This is a genomic window from Tardiphaga sp. 215_C5_N2_1 (assembly GCF_052076055.1).
In the GTDB taxonomy this organism is placed as follows: domain Bacteria; phylum Pseudomonadota; class Alphaproteobacteria; order Rhizobiales; family Xanthobacteraceae; genus Tardiphaga; species Tardiphaga robiniae.
Genome location: NZ_CP197240.1, coordinates 3811995 through 3832421, shown reverse-complemented (window position 1 = coordinate 3832421; position 20427 = coordinate 3811995). Strand labels below are relative to the sequence as shown.

The window sequence follows — 20427 nt, the reverse complement described above, 5'->3', positions numbered from 1 at the left end:
TGTGGAACCAACAATGCCCCGATCGGGAATCAACCGATTCAGGGGCCATCATGGATATCGAAGCCTATTTCGCGAAGACGCCGGCTACGATCGAGGAGATCAAGGCACGCGTGGCCGCAGCTTTCGGCCGTCATCCGCTGTGCCGCGAGGTGCAGTTCGACATCGTCAGTACGCCCCGCGCCGGAAAGGGCGCGAACTGGACCATCAGCATGCAATCGGTCGCCCCGGATGCGCTGTGGGAAGCCTCCGATATCGTGAGCGATATCCAGGAAGCCTATGTTCTCGCCAACGCCGCCTGAACGTCTCTGAGTATTATCGCACCGTTCTGGTATGGTTAGGCCATAATTAATCTCCATTTGTGAGGACAGGTACCTCTGGTGGTCCTGAATTTCGGAGACTGGCTTGACGCGTGCGCTGACCCTTCTTGTGCTGGGCTGCCTGTTGCTGACCGGCGTCGCTGTTGCGAGCATCCTCGGTCGCGATAGCATCCCATCGCTGTCGCTGTCATATGACGACAGTGCCGCGCAAAATTCGGTCGCGGTGTCGCGCGGACCGGTTTCCAATACGCAAGGCAAGAAAGACAAGTTGCCATTGGCCGGCGCCATGATGGCGTCGCTCGATCCGCAGCAGGTCCCGAGCGTCGACGGCAGTCCGTTGCGCCAGGCCTTTGCATCCGACAGTCCGATCGAAGCACCCGGTTCGACGGTGCTTGCGCCGATCGTGGTGCCGCAGCCGACCGCCAAGCCCAAGGCTGCTGCCAAGCCGGTGCAGAAGACCTATACGCTGCTCAGCGATGCGCAGATTTCGGCGATCAAGACCCGGCTCAATCTGACGGCGTCGCAGGAATCGTACTGGCCCGGCGTCGAAGCGGCGCTGCGCAACGTGGCGCGTAGGATCCACGAGACCAAACAGACCAGTTCGTCGGCCGGCGCGCCGCCGATCGATCCCGATAGCGACGAGGTACAGCAGCTCAAGTCCGCTGCGATGCCGTTGCTGTTCCAGTTGCGCGAGGACCAGAAGCGCGAAGTCCGTGCACTGGCGCGCATGATCGGACTTGAAAAGGTCGCGTCGGCGATCTGAGCGCCTGTCACATGCCGGCCCGCCGACGACGCATGACTGTCACAACCCGTAACAGACAAATTGTCGCGCCTGTCATCCGGGCTTCGCATCCGTGGTGCAGAGATTAACGCCTCTTAACCTGTAACGGGGGCGTTTCATGACCGATTTCACTGCCAATCAATCGATTTCCGGAGGCGCGGCTGTTGAGCCGGCGTCGCGGCCAAATCTCGACAAGGGTTTTAACCCGCTGACGATGATCCTGTTTTTCGGGATACTGGCGGCCGGCCTCCTGTTCGTCGCCTACAGCATCTATGTCGACGTCAATGCCACCGGCACCCGCGTCACCAGCTATCTGCCCTATCTCCTGCTGTTCGTGGCTCTGCTGATCGCGCTCGGCTTCGAATTCGTCAACGGCTTCCATGACACCGCCAATGCGGTGGCCACGGTCATCTACACCCACTCGCTGCCGGCGGAATTCGCCGTGATGTGGTCGGGCTTCTTTAACTTCCTCGGCGTGCTGTTCTCCACGGGCGCGGTGGCTTTCGGCATCGTTTCGCTGCTGCCGGTGGAATTGATCCTTCAGGTCTCCAGCGGCGCCGGCTTTGCCATGGTGTTCGCGCTGCTGATCGCAGCAATCATCTGGAATCTCGGCACCTGGTATCTCGGCCTGCCGGCTTCCAGCTCGCACACGCTGATCGGTTCGATCATCGGCGTCGGTATCGCCAATGCGCTGATGCGCGGCCGTGACGGTACCTCGGGCGTGGATTGGGGCAAAGCCACCGAAATCGGCTACGCGCTGCTGCTGTCGCCGCTGTTCGGCTTTGCCTGCGCCGCCATCTTGCTGCTGGTGCTGAAGTTCGTCGTGCGTAACCCCGCTTTGTACGCAGCACCGGACGGCAACAAGGCGCCGCCGTTGTGGATCCGCGGCATCCTGATCGCCACTTGCACTGGCGTGTCCTTCGCACATGGTTCGAATGACGGTCAGAAGGGCATGGGCCTGATCATGCTGGTGCTGATCGGCACCGTGCCGACCGCCTATGCGCTCAACCGCGCATTGCCAGAATCCCGCGTCGCCCAGTTCCAGGTCAACTCCATCGCGGCCGCCAAGGTGATCGCAGCCAAGGGTGCCGGCCACAGCATCATCGGCGATCCTCGTCCGGCCGTGACCACTTACGTGTCGCAGCGTAAGATCAGCGAAGGCACCTATCCGTCGCTCGCCGTTCTCGTGCAGCAGGTCGGCGATCAGGTTCGCAGCTACGGCACGCTCGACAAGGTGCCCGCGGAATCCGTCGGCAACACCCGTAACGACATGTATCTCGCATCGGAAGCCATCCGCTTCCTGATGAAGGACAAGGAAAACGACCTCAACAAGGAAGATGTCGCGACGCTCAATGCCTATAAGGGCTCGCTCGATGCCGCCACCAAGTTCATCCCGGATTGGGTGAAGATCGCCGTGGCCATCGCACTCGGCCTCGGCACCATGGTCGGCTGGAAGCGCATTGTCGTCACCGTCGGCGAGAAGATCGGCAAGACGCATCTGACCTATGCGCAGGGGGCTTCGGCAGAACTCGTGGCTGCCGCCACCATCGGCGCGGCCGACGTGTTCGGTCTGCCGGTCTCGACCACCCACGTGCTGTCGTCCGGCGTCGCCGGCACCATGGCGGCGAACGGTTCGGGTCTGCAGATGGCCACCATCCGCAACCTGCTGATGGCCTGGGTGCTGACGCTGCCCTGCGCCATCATGCTCTCGGCCTCGCTCTACGTGCTATTCAGCCAGTTGTTTTGAGAACGGATGAGGCCGCTGCGGAAACGCCGCGGCCTCGCTTTTTTGCACGGTCGAAAGAGAGGCCCGCGCCGTTAATGCGCGGGCTTTTTCTTGTGGGGTAAGTACCCTTCGCCGTCATTGCGAGCGCAGCGAAGCAATCCAGAAGGAAAAAGCGAGGATTGGATTGCTTCGTCGCAAGAGCTCCTCGCAATGACGGGGAGGGGCCGGCGCTGAGCTTTTGTGAGAAGCGCTGCTGCCTCTACGAACTGCTCTCGCGATGCACGTCGTGCACCACGATGCCCTTGCCTTGCTCCGGCAGCGCCAGCCAGTCGCGGCGCTTCAATGTGCGGCGGGTATCGTCGAGGCCGCTCTGCCAGTGTTCGCGCATCGAGGTGGCCGAGAACTCGTGGTCCTTGGAATCGCCCTCATAGGCCTTCTGCTGATAGATCATTTGCAGGATGGTGATCTCCGGCAGATCCGACAGGCTGTCACGCCGCGCGCGTTCCTCGTCGCTGAGCTGGTCGTCGGGAATGCGCTGCAAGACCTTGTAGAGCTCCGACTTCAGATTGTTCATGCGTCGGTAGATGTCGGTGTTGTGGCGGGTGCGGGACGAATAGACGATGTCCTTGTGCCGGGCCAGAACCTCCTGGATATCGCGGGGCAACACACCGCGGGCGCTGAACAGGTCGACCTGGAAGACCAGCGAGTTCATCTTGTCTTCCTGGTCTAGCAGGTGCTGCAGCGGCGTGTTGGAGACGATGCCGCCGTCCCAGAAATGATCGGTGCCGATCTTCACCATCGGCAAAGCTGGCGGCAGTGCGCCTGATGCCATCACGTGCTCCGGCGCGATGACTTCCTTCTTGTTGTCGAAATACAGGAAGTTGCCGGTGATGACGTTGACCGCGCCGACTGCGAAATGGGTCTTGCGCGAGTTGATGAGATCGAAGTCGACCAGTTCGAGCAGGGTGTCGCGCAGCGGCGAGGTGTCGTAATAGCTTGTCGCCGTCTTCGCACCGGCCGGGCTGAACCACGGATTGACCTCGTGCGGCTTGAAGAAGCCGGGCTGGCCGAGGGTCGTGGTCATGAACGAGCTCGCGAGATTGCGGGCCTTGCGATAGACGTCGCCGTCCGGTGTATAGTGCCAGACCTTGCGGGCGGTGATGCGGTCCCAGAAGATCTGCAGCTTCTCCAGCCGGTCTTCCGGTGGATTGCCGGCGATGATCGCCGAATTGATAGCGCCGATCGATACGCCGCACACCCAGTCCGGCTCCATGCCTTGCTCATGTAGCGCCTGATACACGCCGGCCTGATAGGCGCCGAGGGCGCCGCCGCCCTGCAGCACCAGTGCTACACGATCGCAGCGGTCAGGGCGCCAGCCGGTCTCGGCCGTCATGTCTGAATCGGGTGTCCGCGCATCCATCTGGGTGTTCTCCTCAACGATCACATGATGTTGGCGGCAGAATTCAGATGAGCAGTGACGGCGTTGTGACAAATAGCAAATTCGATGACTGCGCGTCAGTCCATGAAGCGCGTCACGCGGCTGAAGGAAATTCCTCATACCGCCGTCAAACAGGATCGCTAGCAAAGAAGCAGATATTAACGTTTGCTTACGAAGGGTTGCGCGCATGCTGTCTGGAAAGTCCGCCATCATCACCGGCTCCACCAGCGGCATCGGCCTTGGCATCGCGCGCGGCCTTGCAGCCAGTGGCGTCAATATCGTGCTGAACGGCTTCGGCGACGCCAATGAGATCGAGGCGATCCGCAGCGAGCTTGCTGATAGCCATCAGGTCCGGGTGCTCTATAGCGGCGCCAACATGGCCGACGGCAATGACATCGCGGCGATGATGGCGCAGGCGGAGCAGGAGTTCGGCGGCGTCGATATCCTGGTCAACAATGCCGGCATTCAATATGTCGCGCCGCTCGAGGAATTCCCGGTCGAGAAGTGGGATGCGATCGTGGCGATCAACCTGTCGAGCGCGTTTCACACCACACGTCTCGCTATTCCCCACATGAAGGCGAAGTCCTGGGGCCGTATTGTCAACATCGCCTCGGCCCATGCGCTGGTGGCCTCGCCGTTCAAGTCGGCCTATGTCGCGGCCAAGCATGGCATTGCCGGGCTGACCAAGACGGCGGCGCTGGAAGTCGCCGAACACGGCATCACCGTGAATGCGGTATGCCCGGGCTATGTGATGACACCGCTGGTGGAGAAGCAGATCCCTGAGCAGGCCAAGGCGCGCGGTATCACCGAGCAACAGGTGATCTCGGACGTGCTGCTGGCCGCCCAGCCCACCAAACGTTTCGTGACCGTCGAAGAATTGTCCTCGGTCGTCAATTTCCTCTGCACCGACCACGCCCGTTCGATCACCGGCATCACGCTGCCGGTCGATGGCGGGTGGACCGCGCACTGAGTTTAAACCAGCGATTTCACACCCAAGGAGTTTCCGATGCGCCAGGAAGACATCCTCCGTTTGCCGTCGATGCCGATGGCCGGCCCGAGCTATCCCGCCGGTCCTTATCGCTTCATCAATCGCGAATTCCTCGTCATCACCTATGAGACCGATCCGGACCTGATCCGGATGGGTCTGCCCGAGCCACTGGAGCCGATCGAACAGCCGATCGTGCATTATGAGTGGATCAAGATGCCGGATAGTTCAGGCTTCGGCAGCTACACCGAGACCGGCCTCGTGATCCCCGCACGCTTCAAGGGCGAGGACGTCAACTTCGTCTCGCAGATGTATCTGGACGACGATCCACCGATCGCCGCCGGCCGCGAGATCTGGGGCTTTCCGAAGAAATACGCCCATCCGAAACTCGAAGTGGTCAAGGACACGCTGACCGGTACGCTGGAATATGCCGGGCAGCAGGTGGCCATGGGCACCATGGCCTACAAGCACGGCGCCATGGCGGGCAATGGCGAAGCGACGCTCGCTACGCTCTCCAAGACCCAGATCAATCTGAAGCTGATCCCCGGCGTCGATGGCAGCGCGGAAGTCTGTCAGCTGGTGGCGATCAACCTGACTGATATCACCGTGAAGGGCTCATGGTTCGGCCCGGGCCGTCTGCATCTGATCCCGCACGTCAACGCGCCGGTCGCCGACTTTCCGGTGCGCCGCGTGATCGGTGCCCATCATTTCCTGGCCGATCTGACACTGCCCTATGGCCGCGTCGTCCATGACTACAACAAGCAGAGCGATACACTCGCCGAAGCCGCCGAATAGAGCATGATCCGGAAAAGTGGGAACCGGTTTTCCGAAAGATCATGCTCAAAACAAAGAGATGAGATGATGGTCCGATTTTTCTAATCGGATCATCATCTCATCTCGGCTGACATATCCCTGTAACAAGGGTGTCATTAAGTGCCTGCGGCGGACTGACACAGTCGGAGAGCCGCAGGCAGATATTTTATCTTTTTGGTGGCGCATGCGTATTGCGTGGCGTGAAAAACGGTGGGTGTCCGATGCAGCTTGAAGTGCCGGTCACATCTGCAGAGGTGACGTCCATACCAGGCGTGTCCGATCCGATTCCGGGTCTGGTCTGGGCCTTCCGCATCCATTCCGACGGCAAGCCGGAGCCATTGCCGGTCGATGCCGGCATCGATCTCGTCCACGGCGGGCTGCTGTGGCTGCATTTCAACCTGACTGACGCGCGCGCGCTGCAATGGCTGGCGCAGATCCCATTGCATGCGCCGGAGCAGGCCCGTGCCTTGTTGCTGTCCAAGGACACATATCAGCAGCTCCATGCCACCGATGACAGTATCTATGGCGTGATCTCGGATCTGTTGCGCGATATCGACGAGGCGACCGAAGACACTGGCTATCTGCGCTTCGTGATGACCGAGCGCTTGCTGATCAGCGGCCGGCATCACGCGCTGTGTGCCGTCGATGCGACGCGCCGTTCGCTTGAGCAGGGCCAGCGGGTCGACAGCATGGCCGCGCTGCTTGAGACGATCGTGGAGAATGTTGCCGACACCATGGACGGCGTCGCCGACAGTTTGGCGATATCGCTCGACGAGATCGAGGAGCAGGTGGTCTCCGGCGACTCCCGTGACATGTTGCAGAAGCTCGGCCGTCTGCGCCGGACCTGCGTGCGGCTGCATCGGCAGCTGTCCGGGCTGCGCATCGTGTTCCAGCGGCTTGAGGCCAAAGGTCAGCGTGAGTTGAAACCGTCTCTGCAACTGCGTGCCGGCAAGCTGGCGCAGCGGCTCGATGGACTGGATCACAATGTGGTCGAGATGCGCGAACGCAGCCGGCTGTTGCAGGAAGAGCTGCATCTGCAGATCGAGGAACGCGGCAATGAAAGCCTTCGCGTTCTTTCAGTGCTAACCGCGCTTCTACTGCCGCCGACGCTGGTCACCGGTATTTTCGGTATGAACACCAAGGGTCTGCCGCTGACCGATGTCGAAACCGGATTTCTCTGGGCCGGCGCGCTGATATTGATTTCGTCAGCATCGGCCTATGCCGTGATGAAGCGCCTCAAGATCATCAGGTAGCTATCATGGTTGGTGTGTTTCCGTGCTGGATGGCCCGTGCGATGATGGCGCTCGCCGGCCTTGTCGTGTGTTGCATGATCTCGCTGTCATCTGCGCATGCCGGCGATTGGCGCGATAATGGCCTGAAGCCGATCAATGACCGGCTCGCCGAATGGGGTGTGGCGCTGTCAGCCACCTATATCGGCGAGGCGCTCGGCAATGCCTCCGGCGGCATCCGGCGCGGCACGGTCTATGAGGGGCGCTTCGATTTCGGTGTCGATGTCGATCTCGACAAGGCGATCGGCTGGAGCGGCGCGACCTTTCACGCCAATGTCTATCAGATCCACGGACTTGGCCTGTCGCGCGACTATATCGGCAATCTGATGCTGGTCAGTGGCATAGAAGCGCTGCCGGCGACGCGGCTCTATGAATTCTGGATCGAACAGTCGCTGTTCGGCGGCAGACTGCTGGTGAAGGTCGGTCAGCAGCCGTCCGATATCGAGTTCATCGACAGCAAGTATGACGATATCTTCGTCAATTCGGCGCTGGGCTGGCCCGGCATTACCGGCGTGATCCTGCCGGCGGGCGGACCCTCGCCGCCGCTCGCCGTGCCGGGCGTTCGTTTCAAGGCCAGTCTGTCGGATGCGTTCACGGCCTATCTGGCGGTGTTCAATGGCAGTGCGGCTGCGCCCGGCCTGAATGATCCGCAGATCGCCAACGCGCATGGTCTTGCATTTCGCGTCAACGATCCGCCGTGGATCATCGGGCAGCTGAAATACAGCTACAAGCTCGGGCCGTCTGAGCTGCCGGGGTCAATCACCGGCGGCGGCTGGGTGCATCTCGCCGAATTCGATGACGAGCGCTGGACCGCACAAGGCCTGTCGCAGGCCGATCCGGCCGGCACCGGCGAGCCGCTGATGCGGCGCGGCAATCGCGGCGTTTTCGCCGTTTACGAACAGCGGCTCGCTTTCAGTGCACTCGGCCCGGACAAGGGCATCGGCTTCTTTGCACGCACGTCGATCAGCCCGTCCGATCGTAATCTGATCAGCTTCTATCTCGATGGCGGCATTCAGGTCTCGGGCTTCTCGGCAGAGCGGCCGGATGACAGGTTCGGAATCGCGATGACTTATGCGCGTATCTCGGATGGCGCGCGCGGGCTCGATCGTGACGTGCAGCTTTTCACCGGCATCGCGACGCCGATTCGCGATTTCGAAGCCGTGCTGGAAGTAACCTATCTCGCTGCGGTCGCGCCGGGTGTCGCGGTGCAGCCGGTGTTTCAATATGTGATGCATCCCGCCGGCGGCGCCGTCGATCCCAACGATGCCACGCAGACAAAGCGCATCAAGGACGCCGCGGTATTCGGCGTCCGCACCACCATCAATTTCTGAGATGTCTCAGCAGGCAGCTTCGGCCGGCGTTTTACTCAGGCCCGCAGCGGCGTCGGCAATCATCTCATAGGACTTGAGCCGCGTGGCGTGGTCGTAGACGTCCGAGACGATCATCAGTTCATCCGCACCGGTCTCCTCGACCAGCGCGGCGATGCCGGCGCGAACCGTCTCCTTCGAGCCGATGATCGAACGCCGCAGCATGCCCATGGCCTGCATCTTCTCGGCCGGCGCCCAGTAGGTCTCGATATCGTCGATCGGCGGCGCGCTTAGCCCGCGGGTGCCGCGGAACATGTTGGTGAACGACATCTGCTGCGTGGTCCATAACCGCTTGGCTTCGGCATCGGTGTCGGCGGCGATGATGTTGACGCCGACCATCGCATGCGGCTTCGTCGACTGTTCGGAGGCTTCGAAGTGCTGGTGATAGATCTGCAGGGCCTGCAGCAACTGGTCGGGCGCGAAATGCGAGGCGAAAGCGTAGGGCAGGCCGAGCGCCGCGGCGAGCTGCGCGCCATAGGTCGAGGAGCCGAGAATCCATAGCGGCACGTTGGTGCCCGCGGCAGGCACCGCCTGCAGGCGCTGGTTTGGGCCGGCCGGGGCGAAATAGGCCTGCAGCTCCTGGATGTCCTGCGGGAAATTATCGGAATTCTGCAGCGAGCGGCGCAGCGCCCGCATGGTCATCTGGTCGGTGCCGGGTGCGCGGCCGAGGCCGAGATCGATGCGGCCGGGAAACAGCCGCGCCAATGTGCCGAACTGTTCGGCGATGACGATGGGGGCATGGTTCGGGAGCATGATCCCGCCGGCACCGACGCGAATGGTTTTGGTCCCCGCCGCGATATGGCCGATCACCACCGATGTGGCGGCGCTGGCGATGCCGATCATGTTGTGATGTTCGGCGACCCAGAAGCGCTGATAGCCCCAGCGTTCCGCATGGCCGGCGAGATCCCGGGAATTGTCGAGCGCGCCGCGCGCATCGGTGTCTTGGGTAACGCGGACGAGGTCGAGGATCGAAAGTGCGGTCATGACGGGGCTCCCATTGCCCTTGCCATGTGGGCATGGCTGGGGCGGATTGCCAGCCGGTTGCGCGGCCGGCATGGCAGCCCGGCGTTACTCCCGAGCGGTCAGGTCAGGCCCGCGTGGAAGGCGCGGACGATGGCGGCGCATTCGGCCGGCTTTTCCATCTGCATGAAATGCGAGGCGTCGGGCACGGTGGTGAAGGCGAAGCCGCCATCGCGCGCGAAGGCACGCTCCATGTCGACGAACGGGCTGGTTCTCGTCTTTGGCTCCCCGGCGACGAGTTGCACCGGCAGCCTGACGCTGCACATCCGCTCCCAGGCGCCGGGGAGATCTTGCATGGTGAAGATGCTGGCCTCTAATTCCCTGGCGCAGGCGAGCTCATAGAGCTGGCTGCCGTCGTTCCAGCGCAGTGTGGATGCGGCGAGTGCTTGCAGCCCGGCATCGTCGACACCCGCAAATGCCGAGCTACGGCGATAGGACTCGAACAGCTCCTGCACGTTCGGAAAGGTGGTGCGACGCTGCGCGGCGCGTCCGGCGAGCCTGTCATTTTCCGTGCGGAAACTCTGGAACTCCGGATAGCTTGCTGGCGGCGTCGCCGGTGGCTCGAAGCCAACGATGCCGATCCACGGCGTCTGATATTCGGCGGCATGCAGCAGGGTCGTCAGGGCGCTCATCGAATGAAACGCGCCGAGTTCGCGGGTGATCCCTTGCATGATCGCCTCATAGTCGCGGACGAGCTGCGGCCAGACATGCGGGATGGGCTGGCGATACGGACTGCTGCGGCCGTGATGACGGAAGTCGAACACCACGGTCTCATAGTCATCCGTGAAGAGACGCCAGAAGCTTTGAAAAGCATCGATGGCGAGGCCATTGCCATGGCTGCAGATGATCCGTGGACCCTTTCCGTACGAGCGTATGCTGGCTGTGGCGCCATCTTCGAGCAGAACCTGAAAAGCGTGCGTCTCGGCCGCAAGGGCCGGAGCGAAAGGCGCATAGTCCATATGGGGAAGAATCCGTTATATTTTGGAGCAGAAGGCGAAGCCGTCGCATGCTTGGCCGGACCGCAGAGTCTGAAAGACCTTGTCTGAAAGACTTTGCTGCTCACCGTCAGTTCGTACGCAGTTTCACGATACAAAGCGCGGCGGGGTGGTTCAAGCCACAGCCGGTCATACCAGCTCAGCTGGAACGCCGGACGATCGCCACGCGCCCGTCCAGCGGGATCGTCGCATGCCCGTCGGTCACCGGCACGCGGCGCCACTCGGCATCGTCATTCGGACGGTTGAAGGAGAGCGAAGCGGCAGGGCCATCGACGGCGATGTCGATCGGCTCCGTGGGCACCGGGATGTCTTCAGCCTTCTCCACATTCCAGCAGCGCACCGCGCGCCATACCGCAAGCAGCGGTTGTCCCTGCGCATCCTGAAACGCGATGTGCCGCAGGTCCGGTACCGTGGATGCCACGCGTAGCGCCGGATCGTTGTTGGCGCGGCGTGCGCCTTTCAATGCGGACAGGAGATTCCGGATCGCATGGTAGCCAGGCTTCGGCGAGCCGTCATTGCGGACGAGGCCCCAATGATGTTCTCCGTCGTTGGGATCGGTACCGCCATCGAAGAATTCGTAGAGGAATGTCCGGAGAATGCCGAGGCGGAAGTTGTTGAGCAGCAGCCGCGGCAGATAGAGCGCCGCCGCCGTTTCCGAGACGCCGGAGGTACCGGGCTTCACGACATTGCAATAGCCGCATTCGGTTGCCAGCGCGGGTGCGCCGGGTTTGAACGCGTCGCGCATATTGTGCAGATACCAGGACACGGCGGCATAGTCGTTGGTTGTTTCCGGCTCTTGCGCCTTCTGTACATAGGAATGGATGGCGACGGCATCGCTGAACTGCGCGGCCGGGCGCAGCAGCGCCACGTCGGCGGGCTTCCAGTTGATGACGCTGGGCGACAGCAGCGGCAACTCCGCCGCCGCATATCGCGCGCGCAGCGCAGCGTGCACCTCGCGCTGATAGTTAACGACAACATTGCTCCAGCCCGGCTTCGCCAGCGGCAGCGACAGAAACCAGTCACTGTTGCCCTCGTTCTGGCCCTCCATCGCCGAGACGCGCTCGATGCCCAATGCGGCGAGATAGGTCATCATCTCCGGCACGGTGTTGGTCGCCGGCGACACCACAGCATTGAACAGAATGTTCGAGCGTTTGTTCAGCGCGCGCCAGCGATCGAGATCGTTGCTAGGTCGCAACTCGTCGCGCAGATGGCGAATGCCTGATGCCGCAAGCAGCTCGTGAAACCGGTCGAAATTGCTCGCATATGGCTCGCTGCTGATATGCACGTTGACGCCGACACTGTCGGCGAAGGTGTCCGACGGGCCGGGAAGCGGCAGGGCAGCCAATGGATCGGAGCGCAGCATCATCGATGCCGCGCCTCCCATCAGGATGGCTCGTCTGCTCAGGCCGGGCATTTCGATCTCGCACGCTTGAAGCCCCAGTGACGCCTCGGGGCAGTCTGGGCCTGTTAGACTTAATAAACCGCCGATCGACAAGAGATGTTCTCGTCAGCGATCGACCGAAGGGGTCCGCTGGCCCGCAAGATCACTGTCATCGCGGCAACGAACCACTGTACGCGCTCGCAAAAACGTGAGCTGCGACGGCCCCCGGCCTGTCGGCTCCGGCCCGTCCCGTGCGTCTTCCACTCAGAGAGCGCTAACGTGGAGACCAGGAATGACCAATTCTCACTATCGCTGGGTAATCGTCGCCGCGGGCGGCCTTCTGGGCTGCGTCGCGATCGGCGGCATGTTTTCGTTGCCGGTGTTCCTGCAGCCGATCGCGCGGGATACCGGCTGGTCGGTTACCGGTATATCCAGCGCCATGACAATTGGCTTCCTCGCGATGGCTGTCACCAGCATGATCTGGGGCACCTTGTCCGACCGATTGGGGCCACTCCCAGTGGTGTTGACCGGGTCGGTCGTGCTCGCGTTAAGCCTGGTGCTGGCGAGCCTCGCGACATCTCTGGTCGCATTTCAATTTGTCTTCGGGCTGATGGTCGGCGGCGCCACCGCTGCGATCTTTGCGCCGATGATGGCGACGGTCACCGGCTGGTTCGATACGCATCGCAGCCTGGCCGTGTCGCTGGTTTCGGCGGGGATGGGCATGGCGCCCATGACCATGTCGCCGCTGGCGGCCTGGCTCGTTTCGAACCACGATTGGCGCACCTCGATGCAGATCGTGGCCCTCGTCGTGGCCGCGATCATGATTCCAGTCTCGCTGCTGGTGCGCCGCGCGCCGGCGCTGGAGGGCGCGCCTTCCGCTCCATCCGCCGAGCCGGTGCAAGCAGAGATGTCGCGCGCGCAGGCGCTACGCTCGCCACAGTTCATCATCCTGCTGCTGACGAATTTCTTCTGCTGCGCCACGCATTCTGGGCCGATCATCCATACTGTGAGCTACGCGATCAGCTGCGGCATACCGCTTGTCGCTGCGGTCACGATTTATAGCGTCGAGGGTCTGGCAGGGATGGGCGGCCGTATCGCCTTCGGCCTGTTCGGCGACCGTTTTGGCGCCAAGCGTGTACTGGTCCTTGGCTTGCTCGCCCAGGCGTTCGGGGCGCTCGGTTTTGTCTTCGTGCGTGAGCTCGGCGGGTTCTACACCGTGGCGGCGGTCTTTGGCTTCATCTACGCCGGCACCATGCCGCTCTACGCCGTTCTCGCACGCGAAAACTTTCCGCTGCGGATGATGGGCACGGTAATCGGCGGAACGGCGATGGCCGGCAGCCTTGGCATGGCGACTGGACCTCTCGCCGGAGGTTTGATCTACGACGCGTTCGCCAGCTACGCTTGGCTCTATATCGGCTCCTGGATCATGGGGCTCGGCGCTTTCCTGATTGCAATGACATTCAGGCCGATGCCGGTCGCGAAAGCGGAGCCCGCACCTCTGCCGGCGTGAGGACAAATCCTCCAGTCGTCATTTGCGGCTAACGCGCTTTTCGGAAATATAACCCGTCGTCAACGGATTATTGCTGATGACCTGTTGGTGCCCCTGGCCGGAATCGAACCAGCACTCCTTGCGGAACTCGATTTTGAGTCGAGCGCGTCTACCAATTCCGCCACAGGGGCATCCGGACGCCGGCCGGGGCCGAGGGTCGCGAAGCGGGCGGAATATAGCGGGCGCGGGCGGCGGGTCAACCTGCGGTTTGGCCAGATTGGCCGCCGCGCACACTCCAGTGTGATCGGGGCTGCCTCGACAGGCTGGTGAGCCCGGGATAGGACGCAGCAGCCACTCCGGAGAGCACCGTGACTGCCCAGACCGCACACACCTCCACGCCTGCGTCGTCGAACCCGGCGCTGGTCGCTGCATTGGCGGTCGGTCTGATTGCATTGGCGACGCTGGCGGGGGCCTGGTTCTTCCAGCTGGTGCTGGATATCCGGCCGTGCCCGCTCTGCCTCGAACAGCGCTATGCCTATTATCTCGCGATTCCGCTGGCGGTGCTGGTGGCGATTGCGGCCGCCAGGGACGTGCCGCGCGGCCTGGTTGTGACCGGACTCGTTGTACTGGCGTTGGCGGCGCTCGCCAATGCGGTGCTCGGCGGTTATCACGCCGGCGTCGAATGGACATTCTGGCAGGGTCCAACGGACTGTTCGGGTCCGGTGGTCGATCTCGGCAAGGCCGGCAGCCTGCTGGAGCGCCTCGACACCGTGAAGGTGATCCGCTGCGATGAGGTGCAGTGGCGCTTTCTGGGCCTGTCGCTGGCCGGCTACAATGTGCTGATCTCGCTGCTGATGGCGGCGATCGCACTGTGGGGCGCCGGCAAGACCGCGCGGCGCTGATTCGCCGCCGGTCCTGCCCGCTGAGGCACCGCTACCAGCGATAGCGCAGCGTGCCGATCACCGTGCGTCCCTGGCTCAAATAGCAGTAGCCGGAATTGCAGACCGCGACCTGCTCGTCGGCGACGTTGTTGGCGTTGATCGAGGCCTGATAGCCCGCAAACTTCGGTCCAAGCTTGGCGAAATCGTAACGCGCGGCCAGATCGAACAGCGTATAGCCGTTGTTGCGTGAGGTGTTGTCGTTCGACGTCCAGGTCGCGTCGATATAGCGGACACCGGCACCGAGACCGAGGCCTTCAAGCGAACCGTTCAGGAAGGTGTAGTTCATCCAGCTCGATGCGGTGTGCTTCGGCGTCACTGCAGGGGTCTTGCCGAGTTCCGACGCGATCGAGCTCCTGGTGATCTCCGCGTCGGAATAAGTGTAGGCCGTCACCGTTTCGAGTTCCGGCGTGAGTCGGGCGCGTGCCTCGAATTCGAAGCCCTGCACGCGGATCTCGCCGACCGAGGCGTAATAGGCGATGCCGTTGACATAGCCGGCTAGCTTGGCGGCGTTCTTCTCCTTGAGGTCGTAGATCGACGCCGTGAGCAGCACATCGGGCCGTGGCTGATACTTCACGCCGCCTTCGATTTGTTCGCCTTCGGATGGCGCCAGCACGATGCCGTCGAGGCCGAGTGAGGTCTCCGGCTGGAATGAGGTCGCATAGCTCACATAGGGCGCGATGCCGTTCTCGAAGTGATAGAGCAGGCCGGCGCTGTAGGAGAACGCGTTGTCGTTGCGCGCGCCTGTGACGGCGCCCGTATAGGAATTGATTTGCGTGCGATCGGTCCAGTCCTGACGGCCGCTGACCGACAGGTGCCAGTTGCCGAGTCGCATCTGGTCCTGCAGATAGACGCCGACCTGCTCCTGCGTCGAACGCGAACCGGACGTATAGCCCGGCGTTGGGCCGGCAATGCCGTAGACGGGATTGAGGATGTTGAGCGCATAGCCGGGATTCACCGCGCCCAGGCCGAGCTTGAAGTCCCAGGTATTGTGATCGTAATTCACGCCGAACAGTGTGCGGTGGACGACCGGGCCGGTGGCGAAGTCGGCCTGCAGCGCATTGTCGGTTTGCCAGCTCGTCTGGTCATCGCCGACGGCTACGGCACCGCGGTCATAGACGGTCGATGTTGGCGTCGCGAAGCTGCCGCTGACATAGCGCGATTCCGCATGCAGCACGCCGAACCGCGTGTGCTGGCGGAACGTGAAGACGTCGTCGAAGCGGTGCTCGAGCTTGTAGCCAACCTGCGCCTGCTGCTGCCGCAGATAGTCGTATTTCGGATCGCTCGATCGCAGCTTGATGGTCGCGCCGTTGACGTTCACCAGCTGGCCGTCGCGATTGAGCATGGCGACGCTGGCGTCGGTTTCGTCCTTCTGCAAGATGGCATATGCGGTCAGCGTGGTGTCGATGGTCGGTCGCCAGGTGATCGACGGCGCCAGCATCAGCCGCTCGTCGGCGATATCGTAATTGGTCTCGCCGGCGCGGCCGAGGCCCACCAGGCGGTACAGCAGCGACTTGTCGGAACTGGCACCGCCGATGTCGAACGCCGTTTGCATGCGGCCATAGGTGCCGCCTTCCAGTGAAATTTCGTTGACCTGATTCTCGACCGGGAATTTCGATCGGCGATCGACGAGGCCGCCGGGGACGGACTGTCCATAGAGCACGGCGGCCGGGCCCTTGATCACCTCGACGCTGTTGAGCTGATAGGGTTCGGTCCGGAATGTGGTGAAGCCGGAGGGGAACTGCTTCAGTCCGTCGCGGAAGTCGCCGAGCGTCGTCGTCGAGAAGCCGCGGACATAGATCTGATCGAAACGCGGATCGTAGCCGAAGCCGCCGGTGGTAACGCCGGCTGTGTAACGAACTGCCTCCGGAATGCTGGTGACGCCGCGATCATCGAGTTCCTTGCGGTCGATGACGCTCACCGAACGCGGCGTATCGATCAGCGGCGTATTCGTCTTCGACGCCGAACTGGCCTGACCTGCGACATAGCTGTTGTTGTCGGCTGCATACATGCGCTCATTAACCGATGGCGCGGGTGCAATCTGCGGCGTCGTCGCGCGTGTGCGTCGTGTTGCGCGTGCCGATGTCTGAGATCTCGTTGCTGTCGTGCTGCGTGCGCGCTGCTGTGGCTGCGGAGCATCCACCGTGACTGGCGGCAGGCTGGCCTGCGCGAATGCGTCGCGCGGAAGATCCGTCGCCAATGCCATCACACTGACGGTGCAAAGCAGTGCAGTCTGCTTCGTCGATTTTCTTGTTCTCAATTTCATTTCAAGGCCTCGATGATACTGGTCACGCCAGCTTGATCGAGCGTCTAACTTGATTGGTTCTGTGGCGCACTACGATGCGCGGTAGAATAGGTCTAGACCTTGCGACGCAGGCATCTGCAACGCTGCAAGGCGCTCATATTTGTTAGATCAATTCCATTGTTTCGATCGGTGTCTGCGAAGACTGAAGATCAGTCGTCGATATCGTCCTGCGCCTTGCCGAACAGATGCACGATGCCGGGCGTGACGATCGAGACATAGATGAAGCGCGACAGATGATGCGCGCCGACGAACACCGGATCGATATGCAGCGTCAGCGCCAGTGCGAGCATGGCGTCCATGGCGCCGGGCGCGAAAGCGACGACGACATCGCTCAGTTTCACAGTCGTGGTCAGCGCGATGATCGTCACGAACACGGCCGAGATGGCGATGGCGACCGCGAATGAGCCGAGCGCTGCCCAGACGTGGCTGAGAATAGTGCGCGGCGAGATCTTGCCGAAGCGAGAGCCGATCAGGCTGCCGATGCCGACGAGCGCGGTGATATAGGCCCATTGCGGCAGCGTGCCGTGGACCCAGCCGGTGCCGTGCAGGACGGACGAGGCCATCATCGCGCCGAACATCCAGCTCGCCGGAAATTTGATCCAGCGCATGAACAGCGCGACGGCGACAGCCGCGGCAGCGAGTTCGGCCAGTGCGAGCGGCGAGGCTTCCGGTCCGCGCGATGGCAGCGGGCCGTGGCCCATCAGGCCGGTGGCGGCGAGCAGCAGCGGGACCATGGCGGTGAGGATGATGACGCGGAAAATCTGCACGACCGCGATGCCCGGCACGTCGGCATTGCGCTCGGTGGCCAGCATGATGATCTGCGACAGCGCACCGGGGCTGCCGGCCAGCAGCGCGGAGGTGCGGTCCCAGCCATGGACGCGCTGCAGATAGATGCTGCTGCCGAAGGTGGCGCAGAACGTGGCCAGCGCCAGCAGGGCGATGGTCACCGGATAGGCGCTGAGATTGTGCACCATCTCTGGCGACACCATCGAGCCGAGCGACAGGCCGAGTGTCATCAGGATGACATGGGCCATCGGCTGCGGCAGGCCGACCGGGCGGCCGAAGATGCCGTAAGCCGCAACTGCGATCATCGCGCCGGAGATCAGCCCGCCTGGCAATTCCGCCCAATAGAATAGCGCGCCGCCGGTCGTGCCGATGACGAGGGTCTCAAGGGTGGTGCGGATCTGAAGGGAGCTGGGAAGAGAGATGGCCATTTGCACGGAAAGCTGAAGGAGCCCGCTTTATGGCAAAGTCCGCACCTGTCGACAAATGCAGTGTGGTCTACCTGTCCCTCGCTTTCCGGGCGAGGGACAGGCGGATGACGAGAGTTTAGTTCGGTTTCGTGGTCTTCTTGCATTCCGAACGGAATTTGCGGCGCTCGGTGCCATGCAGGCCCTTGGCATCGGCCTGTTTCGAACATTCAAGCGACGCTGCGGTGCGGGGTTTCTCGGCTGTCTTGTCCGCAGGCGCCATCTTCTCGGCGGGGGCCGCCTTGGCGGGCGCAGTCTTGGTGGCCGCCGGCGCAGGTGTCTGAGCGGTGGCCGCGCCGACCAGGAGGAAGGAGACGACGGCAGCGGTAGCTAGGCTGGAAGCGAATCGGATCATGGCAGCACCTCGAATTGAACAGGGAGGACAGGGTGGGCGCGCCGGGCTGAACGGCAGGTGAATGAGTTGAAATATATCTGATGCTGCGATCACGATAATTTTTCGCGGGGAGCTGCGATGTCGTTGCCACATGCAGCGGTAGCGATAGGATGCCGTCGTCTACTTTTACTTTGTGTAGCAAAGGGAGAGAACGTCATGACAATGCCCGTCAAATTCGCCTGCGCGATTGCAGTGTCCAGTTTTGCTTTGCTTGCCTTCAGTCCGGCCCATGCACTCACCGCAACTGAATGCAGTGCAAAATATCAGGCGGCCAAGACCGCCGGCACGCTGAACGGCCAGAAATGGAATGACTTCCGCAAAGCCGAATGCGGGACCGATGCCGCTGCGACGACGCCCGCCGCTGCGCCTGCTGCAGCCGCGGCGCCGAAGGCTGCCGAAGCCAAGCCTGCTGAAGCCAAGCCGGCAGCGGCTCCCAAACCTGCTGCAGCCCCCAAGCCGGCAGCGACGACAGCTGCGGCTCCGGCAGGCCCTGCCACCTTCCCGTCGGCGGTCGATCCGAAATACGCCAAGGAGACGGCTGGCAAAGCGCGGATGCACACCTGCGTGGATCAGTACAATGCCAACAAGGCCGCCAATGCCAATGGCGGCATGAAGTGGATCGAAAAAGGCGGCGGCTACTACAGCGAATGCACCAAGAAGCTGAAGGGTGCCGCCTGATCGGATCAGCCGCGCGCTGGGGTTGATCGACATCACTTGCTTCGCGGGCGATAACGATCCGTCACCCGCGGAGTCCCCATGATTGCCAGTCTGTCCCTGATCCTGCTGTGCCAGCTCGCTGGCGAGATCGCCGTGCGCGCTTTTGTATGGCCGGTGCCAGGCCCGGTGCTTGGCATGCTGTTGCTGCTCGTTCTGCTGTTGCTGCGTGACCGTGCCGTGCTGTTCGCGCAGGGGCCGCTGCAGGGCGGCGGCGTGGAGAATGCCGCGAAGGGCCTGCTCGCGCATCTGTCGTTGATGTTCATTCCCGCCGGTGTCGGCGTGGTGCAGAAGCTCGATCTGCTGGCCGAACATGGCACGGCCATCGTCGGCGTTCTGGCGATCTCGGTGGTGATCACGCTGCTGGTGACGGTGGCGACATTTCTTGTCATCAGCCGGGTCATGACCCGCGGGCGAAGCGCGTGATGACCGCCAATCCGTTCTCGCTCTGGGTTTATCTCTCGCAGCAGCCGCTGCTCTGGCTGACCGTGACCCTGCTGGTCTATGCGACGGCCGATGCGCTGTCGCTGGCGACCGGCCGGCATCCGTTCGCCAATCCGGTGTTCCACTCGATGTGGATCATCGCCGTGTTTCTGCTGATGACCGGGACGTCCTACACGACCTATTTCAGCGGTGCGCAATTCGTGCACTTCCTGCTCGGTCCGGCGACCGTGGCGCTCGCGGTGCCACTCTATGAGAATCGCAAGGTCGTGGCGGCAGCGATCGTGCCGATGCTCGCCGCGCTGGTGGTCGGCTGCGCCACGGCGATCGTCTCGGTCGTGTTGCTGGCAAAGGCCTTCGGCCTGCCGAACAACGTGGTGCTGTCGCTGGCGCCGAAATCGGTCACCGCCGGCGTCGCCATGGGCATCAGCGAGTCGCTCGGCGCTGACGCATCACTGACCGCGGTGGCGGTGGTGCTCACAGGCATCATGGGGGCGATCATCGTCACGCCGATGATGAACCGCATGGGCATCACCGATTATCGCGCCCGTGGCTTTGCCGTCGGATTGGCGTCGCATGGTATCGGCACAGCGCGGGCCTTTCAGGTCGATGCGGTGGCCGGGGTCTTCGCCGGCATTGCGATGAGCCTGAATGCGCTGGTGACCTCTCTACTGGTTCCGCTTGCCGTTACCCTGCTGGTGCGCTGATGGTCACGACAGCGTTTTCCCGGCAGGCGGATTTGTGATGCCGGCTGCATGGAGCCGGGCCGGAAAGGTCATTATGG

General features: G+C 62.5%; 19 protein-coding genes and 1 tRNA gene. 12 read left to right on the top strand and 8 right to left on the bottom strand.

Annotation, left to right across the window (positions count from 1 at the left end):
* Positions 1-50: 50 nt before the first annotated feature.
* From AB7828_RS18265 to AB7828_RS18255, 3 genes are all read left to right on the top strand, one after another.
* Complete coding sequence (locus tag AB7828_RS18265; protein ID WP_068729285.1) at positions 51-299, top strand: hypothetical protein; 249 nt, start codon at positions 51-53, stop codon at positions 297-299.
* 103 nt (positions 300-402) lie between these two features.
* Positions 403-1080, top strand: a complete 678-nt coding sequence (locus AB7828_RS18260) for a hypothetical protein (protein WP_441230812.1) — start codon at positions 403-405, stop codon at positions 1078-1080.
* 136 nt (positions 1081-1216) lie between these two features.
* The gene (locus AB7828_RS18255; RefSeq protein ID WP_093757439.1) at positions 1217-2845 is read left to right on the top strand and encodes an inorganic phosphate transporter; all 1629 of its coding nucleotides are present in this window, start codon (positions 1217-1219) and stop codon (positions 2843-2845) included.
* Positions 2846-3083: 238 nt separating this feature from the next.
* Here the strand turns inward: AB7828_RS18255 and AB7828_RS18250 are convergent, their stop codons facing one another.
* Positions 3084-4244: a patatin-like phospholipase family protein gene (locus AB7828_RS18250; RefSeq protein ID WP_439059942.1), complete on the bottom strand. Its 1161-nt coding sequence runs from the start codon at positions 4242-4244 to the stop codon at positions 3084-3086.
* Between the two features lie 205 nt (positions 4245-4449).
* Here AB7828_RS18250 and AB7828_RS18245 point away from each other — a divergent pair, with 205 nt between their 5' ends.
* The 4 genes from AB7828_RS18245 (at position 4450) to AB7828_RS18230 (ending at position 8680) form a co-directional block, all read left to right on the top strand.
* Complete coding sequence (locus tag AB7828_RS18245) at positions 4450-5232, top strand: 3-hydroxybutyrate dehydrogenase (protein ID WP_089267658.1); 783 nt, start codon at positions 4450-4452, stop codon at positions 5230-5232.
* A gap of 36 nt (positions 5233-5268) precedes the next feature.
* Positions 5269-6042 carry an acetoacetate decarboxylase gene (locus AB7828_RS18240; protein ID WP_115032796.1) on the top strand — a complete coding sequence of 258 codons (774 nt, stop codon included), beginning with the start codon at positions 5269-5271 and terminating at the stop codon, positions 6040-6042.
* A gap of 239 nt (positions 6043-6281) precedes the next feature.
* Positions 6282-7313 carry a transporter gene (locus tag AB7828_RS18235; RefSeq protein ID WP_441230811.1) on the top strand — a complete coding sequence of 344 codons (1032 nt, stop codon included), beginning with the start codon at positions 6282-6284 and terminating at the stop codon, positions 7311-7313.
* 5 nt (positions 7314-7318) lie between these two features.
* Positions 7319-8680 carry a carbohydrate porin gene (locus tag AB7828_RS18230; protein ID WP_441230810.1) on the top strand — a complete coding sequence of 454 codons (1362 nt, stop codon included), beginning with the start codon at positions 7319-7321 and terminating at the stop codon, positions 8678-8680.
* 6 nt (positions 8681-8686) lie between these two features.
* Here AB7828_RS18230 and AB7828_RS18225 read toward each other — a convergent pair whose 3' ends face one another.
* The 3 genes from AB7828_RS18225 to AB7828_RS18215 form a co-directional block, all read right to left on the bottom strand.
* On the bottom strand, positions 8687-9700 hold the full coding sequence (locus AB7828_RS18225; protein WP_441230809.1) for an LLM class flavin-dependent oxidoreductase: 1014 nt from the start codon (positions 9698-9700) through the stop codon (positions 8687-8689).
* A 98-nt stretch (positions 9701-9798) separates the two neighbouring features.
* Positions 9799-10695: an alpha/beta fold hydrolase gene (locus AB7828_RS18220; RefSeq protein WP_441230808.1), complete on the bottom strand. Its 897-nt coding sequence runs from the start codon at positions 10693-10695 to the stop codon at positions 9799-9801.
* A 175-nt stretch (positions 10696-10870) separates the two neighbouring features.
* Entirely contained in the window at positions 10871-12145 is a 1275-nt protein-coding gene (locus AB7828_RS18215) for a hypothetical protein (RefSeq protein WP_441230807.1), read from the bottom strand.
* Positions 12146-12404: 259 nt separating this feature from the next.
* Here AB7828_RS18215 and AB7828_RS18210 point away from each other — a divergent pair, with 259 nt between their 5' ends.
* Positions 12405-13622, top strand: a complete 1218-nt coding sequence (locus tag AB7828_RS18210; RefSeq protein WP_441230806.1) for an MFS transporter — start codon at positions 12405-12407, stop codon at positions 13620-13622.
* Between the two features lie 85 nt (positions 13623-13707).
* On the opposite strand, the gene AB7828_RS18205 is transcribed toward AB7828_RS18210, so the two are convergent.
* Positions 13708-13792, bottom strand: a tRNA-Leu gene (locus AB7828_RS18205).
* A gap of 177 nt (positions 13793-13969) precedes the next feature.
* Here AB7828_RS18205 and AB7828_RS18200 point away from each other — a divergent pair.
* Positions 13970-14503 carry a disulfide bond formation protein B gene (locus AB7828_RS18200; protein WP_441230805.1) on the top strand — a complete coding sequence of 178 codons (534 nt, stop codon included), beginning with the start codon at positions 13970-13972 and terminating at the stop codon, positions 14501-14503.
* A 31-nt stretch (positions 14504-14534) separates the two neighbouring features.
* On the opposite strand, the gene AB7828_RS18195 is transcribed toward AB7828_RS18200, so the two are convergent.
* From AB7828_RS18195 to AB7828_RS18185, 3 genes are all read right to left on the bottom strand, one after another.
* Positions 14535-16805, bottom strand: coding sequence for a TonB-dependent siderophore receptor (locus AB7828_RS18195; RefSeq protein WP_441230804.1), 2271 nt, complete (start codon positions 16803-16805; stop codon positions 14535-14537).
* Between the two features lie 188 nt (positions 16806-16993).
* Entirely contained in the window at positions 16994-18058 is a 1065-nt protein-coding gene (locus tag AB7828_RS18190) for an AbrB family transcriptional regulator (RefSeq protein WP_441230803.1), read from the bottom strand.
* Positions 18059-18173: 115 nt separating this feature from the next.
* Positions 18174-18449 carry a PsiF family protein gene (locus tag AB7828_RS18185; RefSeq protein ID WP_441230802.1) on the bottom strand — a complete coding sequence of 92 codons (276 nt, stop codon included), beginning with the start codon at positions 18447-18449 and terminating at the stop codon, positions 18174-18176.
* Positions 18450-18644: 195 nt separating this feature from the next.
* Here AB7828_RS18185 and AB7828_RS18180 point away from each other — a divergent pair, with 195 nt between their 5' ends.
* The 3 genes from AB7828_RS18180 to AB7828_RS18170 all read left to right on the top strand — a co-directional run bounded on the left by AB7828_RS18180 (position 18645) and on the right by AB7828_RS18170 (position 20350).
* Positions 18645-19166 carry a hypothetical protein gene (locus AB7828_RS18180; protein ID WP_441230801.1) on the top strand — a complete coding sequence of 174 codons (522 nt, stop codon included), beginning with the start codon at positions 18645-18647 and terminating at the stop codon, positions 19164-19166.
* 78 nt (positions 19167-19244) lie between these two features.
* Positions 19245-19628 (top strand): CidA/LrgA family protein, encoded by a 384-nt coding sequence (locus AB7828_RS18175; RefSeq protein WP_441230800.1) that lies wholly within the window; start codon positions 19245-19247, stop codon positions 19626-19628.
* A complete protein-coding gene (locus AB7828_RS18170; protein ID WP_441230799.1) occupies positions 19628-20350 on the top strand; it encodes an LrgB family protein in 723 nt (240 codons plus the stop codon). Before AB7828_RS18175 ends, AB7828_RS18170 begins: the two co-directional genes overlap by 1 nt.
* Positions 20351-20427 lie beyond the last annotated feature (77 nt).

What these genes read in the sequence shown, in the direction of transcription:
- AB7828_RS18225 (WP_441230809.1), bottom strand. Translation starts at nt 9,700, where the DNA reads ATGACCGCACTTTCGATCCTCGACCTCGTCCGCGTTACCCAAGACACC.
- AB7828_RS18175 (WP_441230800.1), top strand. Translation starts at nt 19,245, where the DNA reads ATGATTGCCAGTCTGTCCCTGATCCTGCTGTGCCAGCTCGCTGGCGAG.
- AB7828_RS18170 (WP_441230799.1), top strand. Translation starts at nt 19,628, where the DNA reads ATGACCGCCAATCCGTTCTCGCTCTGGGTTTATCTCTCGCAGCAGCCG.
- AB7828_RS18245 (WP_089267658.1), top strand. Translation starts at nt 4,450, where the DNA reads ATGCTGTCTGGAAAGTCCGCCATCATCACCGGCTCCACCAGCGGCATC.
- AB7828_RS18215 (WP_441230807.1), bottom strand. Translation starts at nt 12,145, where the DNA reads ATGCCCGGCCTGAGCAGACGAGCCATCCTGATGGGAGGCGCGGCATCG.
- AB7828_RS18180 (WP_441230801.1), top strand. Translation starts at nt 18,645, where the DNA reads ATGACAATGCCCGTCAAATTCGCCTGCGCGATTGCAGTGTCCAGTTTT.
- AB7828_RS18235 (WP_441230811.1), top strand. Translation starts at nt 6,282, where the DNA reads ATGCAGCTTGAAGTGCCGGTCACATCTGCAGAGGTGACGTCCATACCA.
- AB7828_RS18195 (WP_441230804.1), bottom strand. Translation starts at nt 16,805, where the DNA reads ATGAAATTGAGAACAAGAAAATCGACGAAGCAGACTGCACTGCTTTGC.
- AB7828_RS18255 (WP_093757439.1), top strand. Translation starts at nt 1,217, where the DNA reads ATGACCGATTTCACTGCCAATCAATCGATTTCCGGAGGCGCGGCTGTT.
- AB7828_RS18210 (WP_441230806.1), top strand. Translation starts at nt 12,405, where the DNA reads ATGACCAATTCTCACTATCGCTGGGTAATCGTCGCCGCGGGCGGCCTT.
- AB7828_RS18190 (WP_441230803.1), bottom strand. Translation starts at nt 18,058, where the DNA reads ATGGCCATCTCTCTTCCCAGCTCCCTTCAGATCCGCACCACCCTTGAG.
- AB7828_RS18220 (WP_441230808.1), bottom strand. Translation starts at nt 10,695, where the DNA reads ATGGACTATGCGCCTTTCGCTCCGGCCCTTGCGGCCGAGACGCACGCT.
- AB7828_RS18185 (WP_441230802.1), bottom strand. Translation starts at nt 18,449, where the DNA reads ATGATCCGATTCGCTTCCAGCCTAGCTACCGCTGCCGTCGTCTCCTTC.
- AB7828_RS18250 (WP_439059942.1), bottom strand. Translation starts at nt 4,244, where the DNA reads ATGGATGCGCGGACACCCGATTCAGACATGACGGCCGAGACCGGCTGG.
- AB7828_RS18230 (WP_441230810.1), top strand. Translation starts at nt 7,319, where the DNA reads ATGGTTGGTGTGTTTCCGTGCTGGATGGCCCGTGCGATGATGGCGCTC.
- AB7828_RS18265 (WP_068729285.1), top strand. Translation starts at nt 51, where the DNA reads ATGGATATCGAAGCCTATTTCGCGAAGACGCCGGCTACGATCGAGGAG.
- AB7828_RS18240 (WP_115032796.1), top strand. Translation starts at nt 5,269, where the DNA reads ATGCGCCAGGAAGACATCCTCCGTTTGCCGTCGATGCCGATGGCCGGC.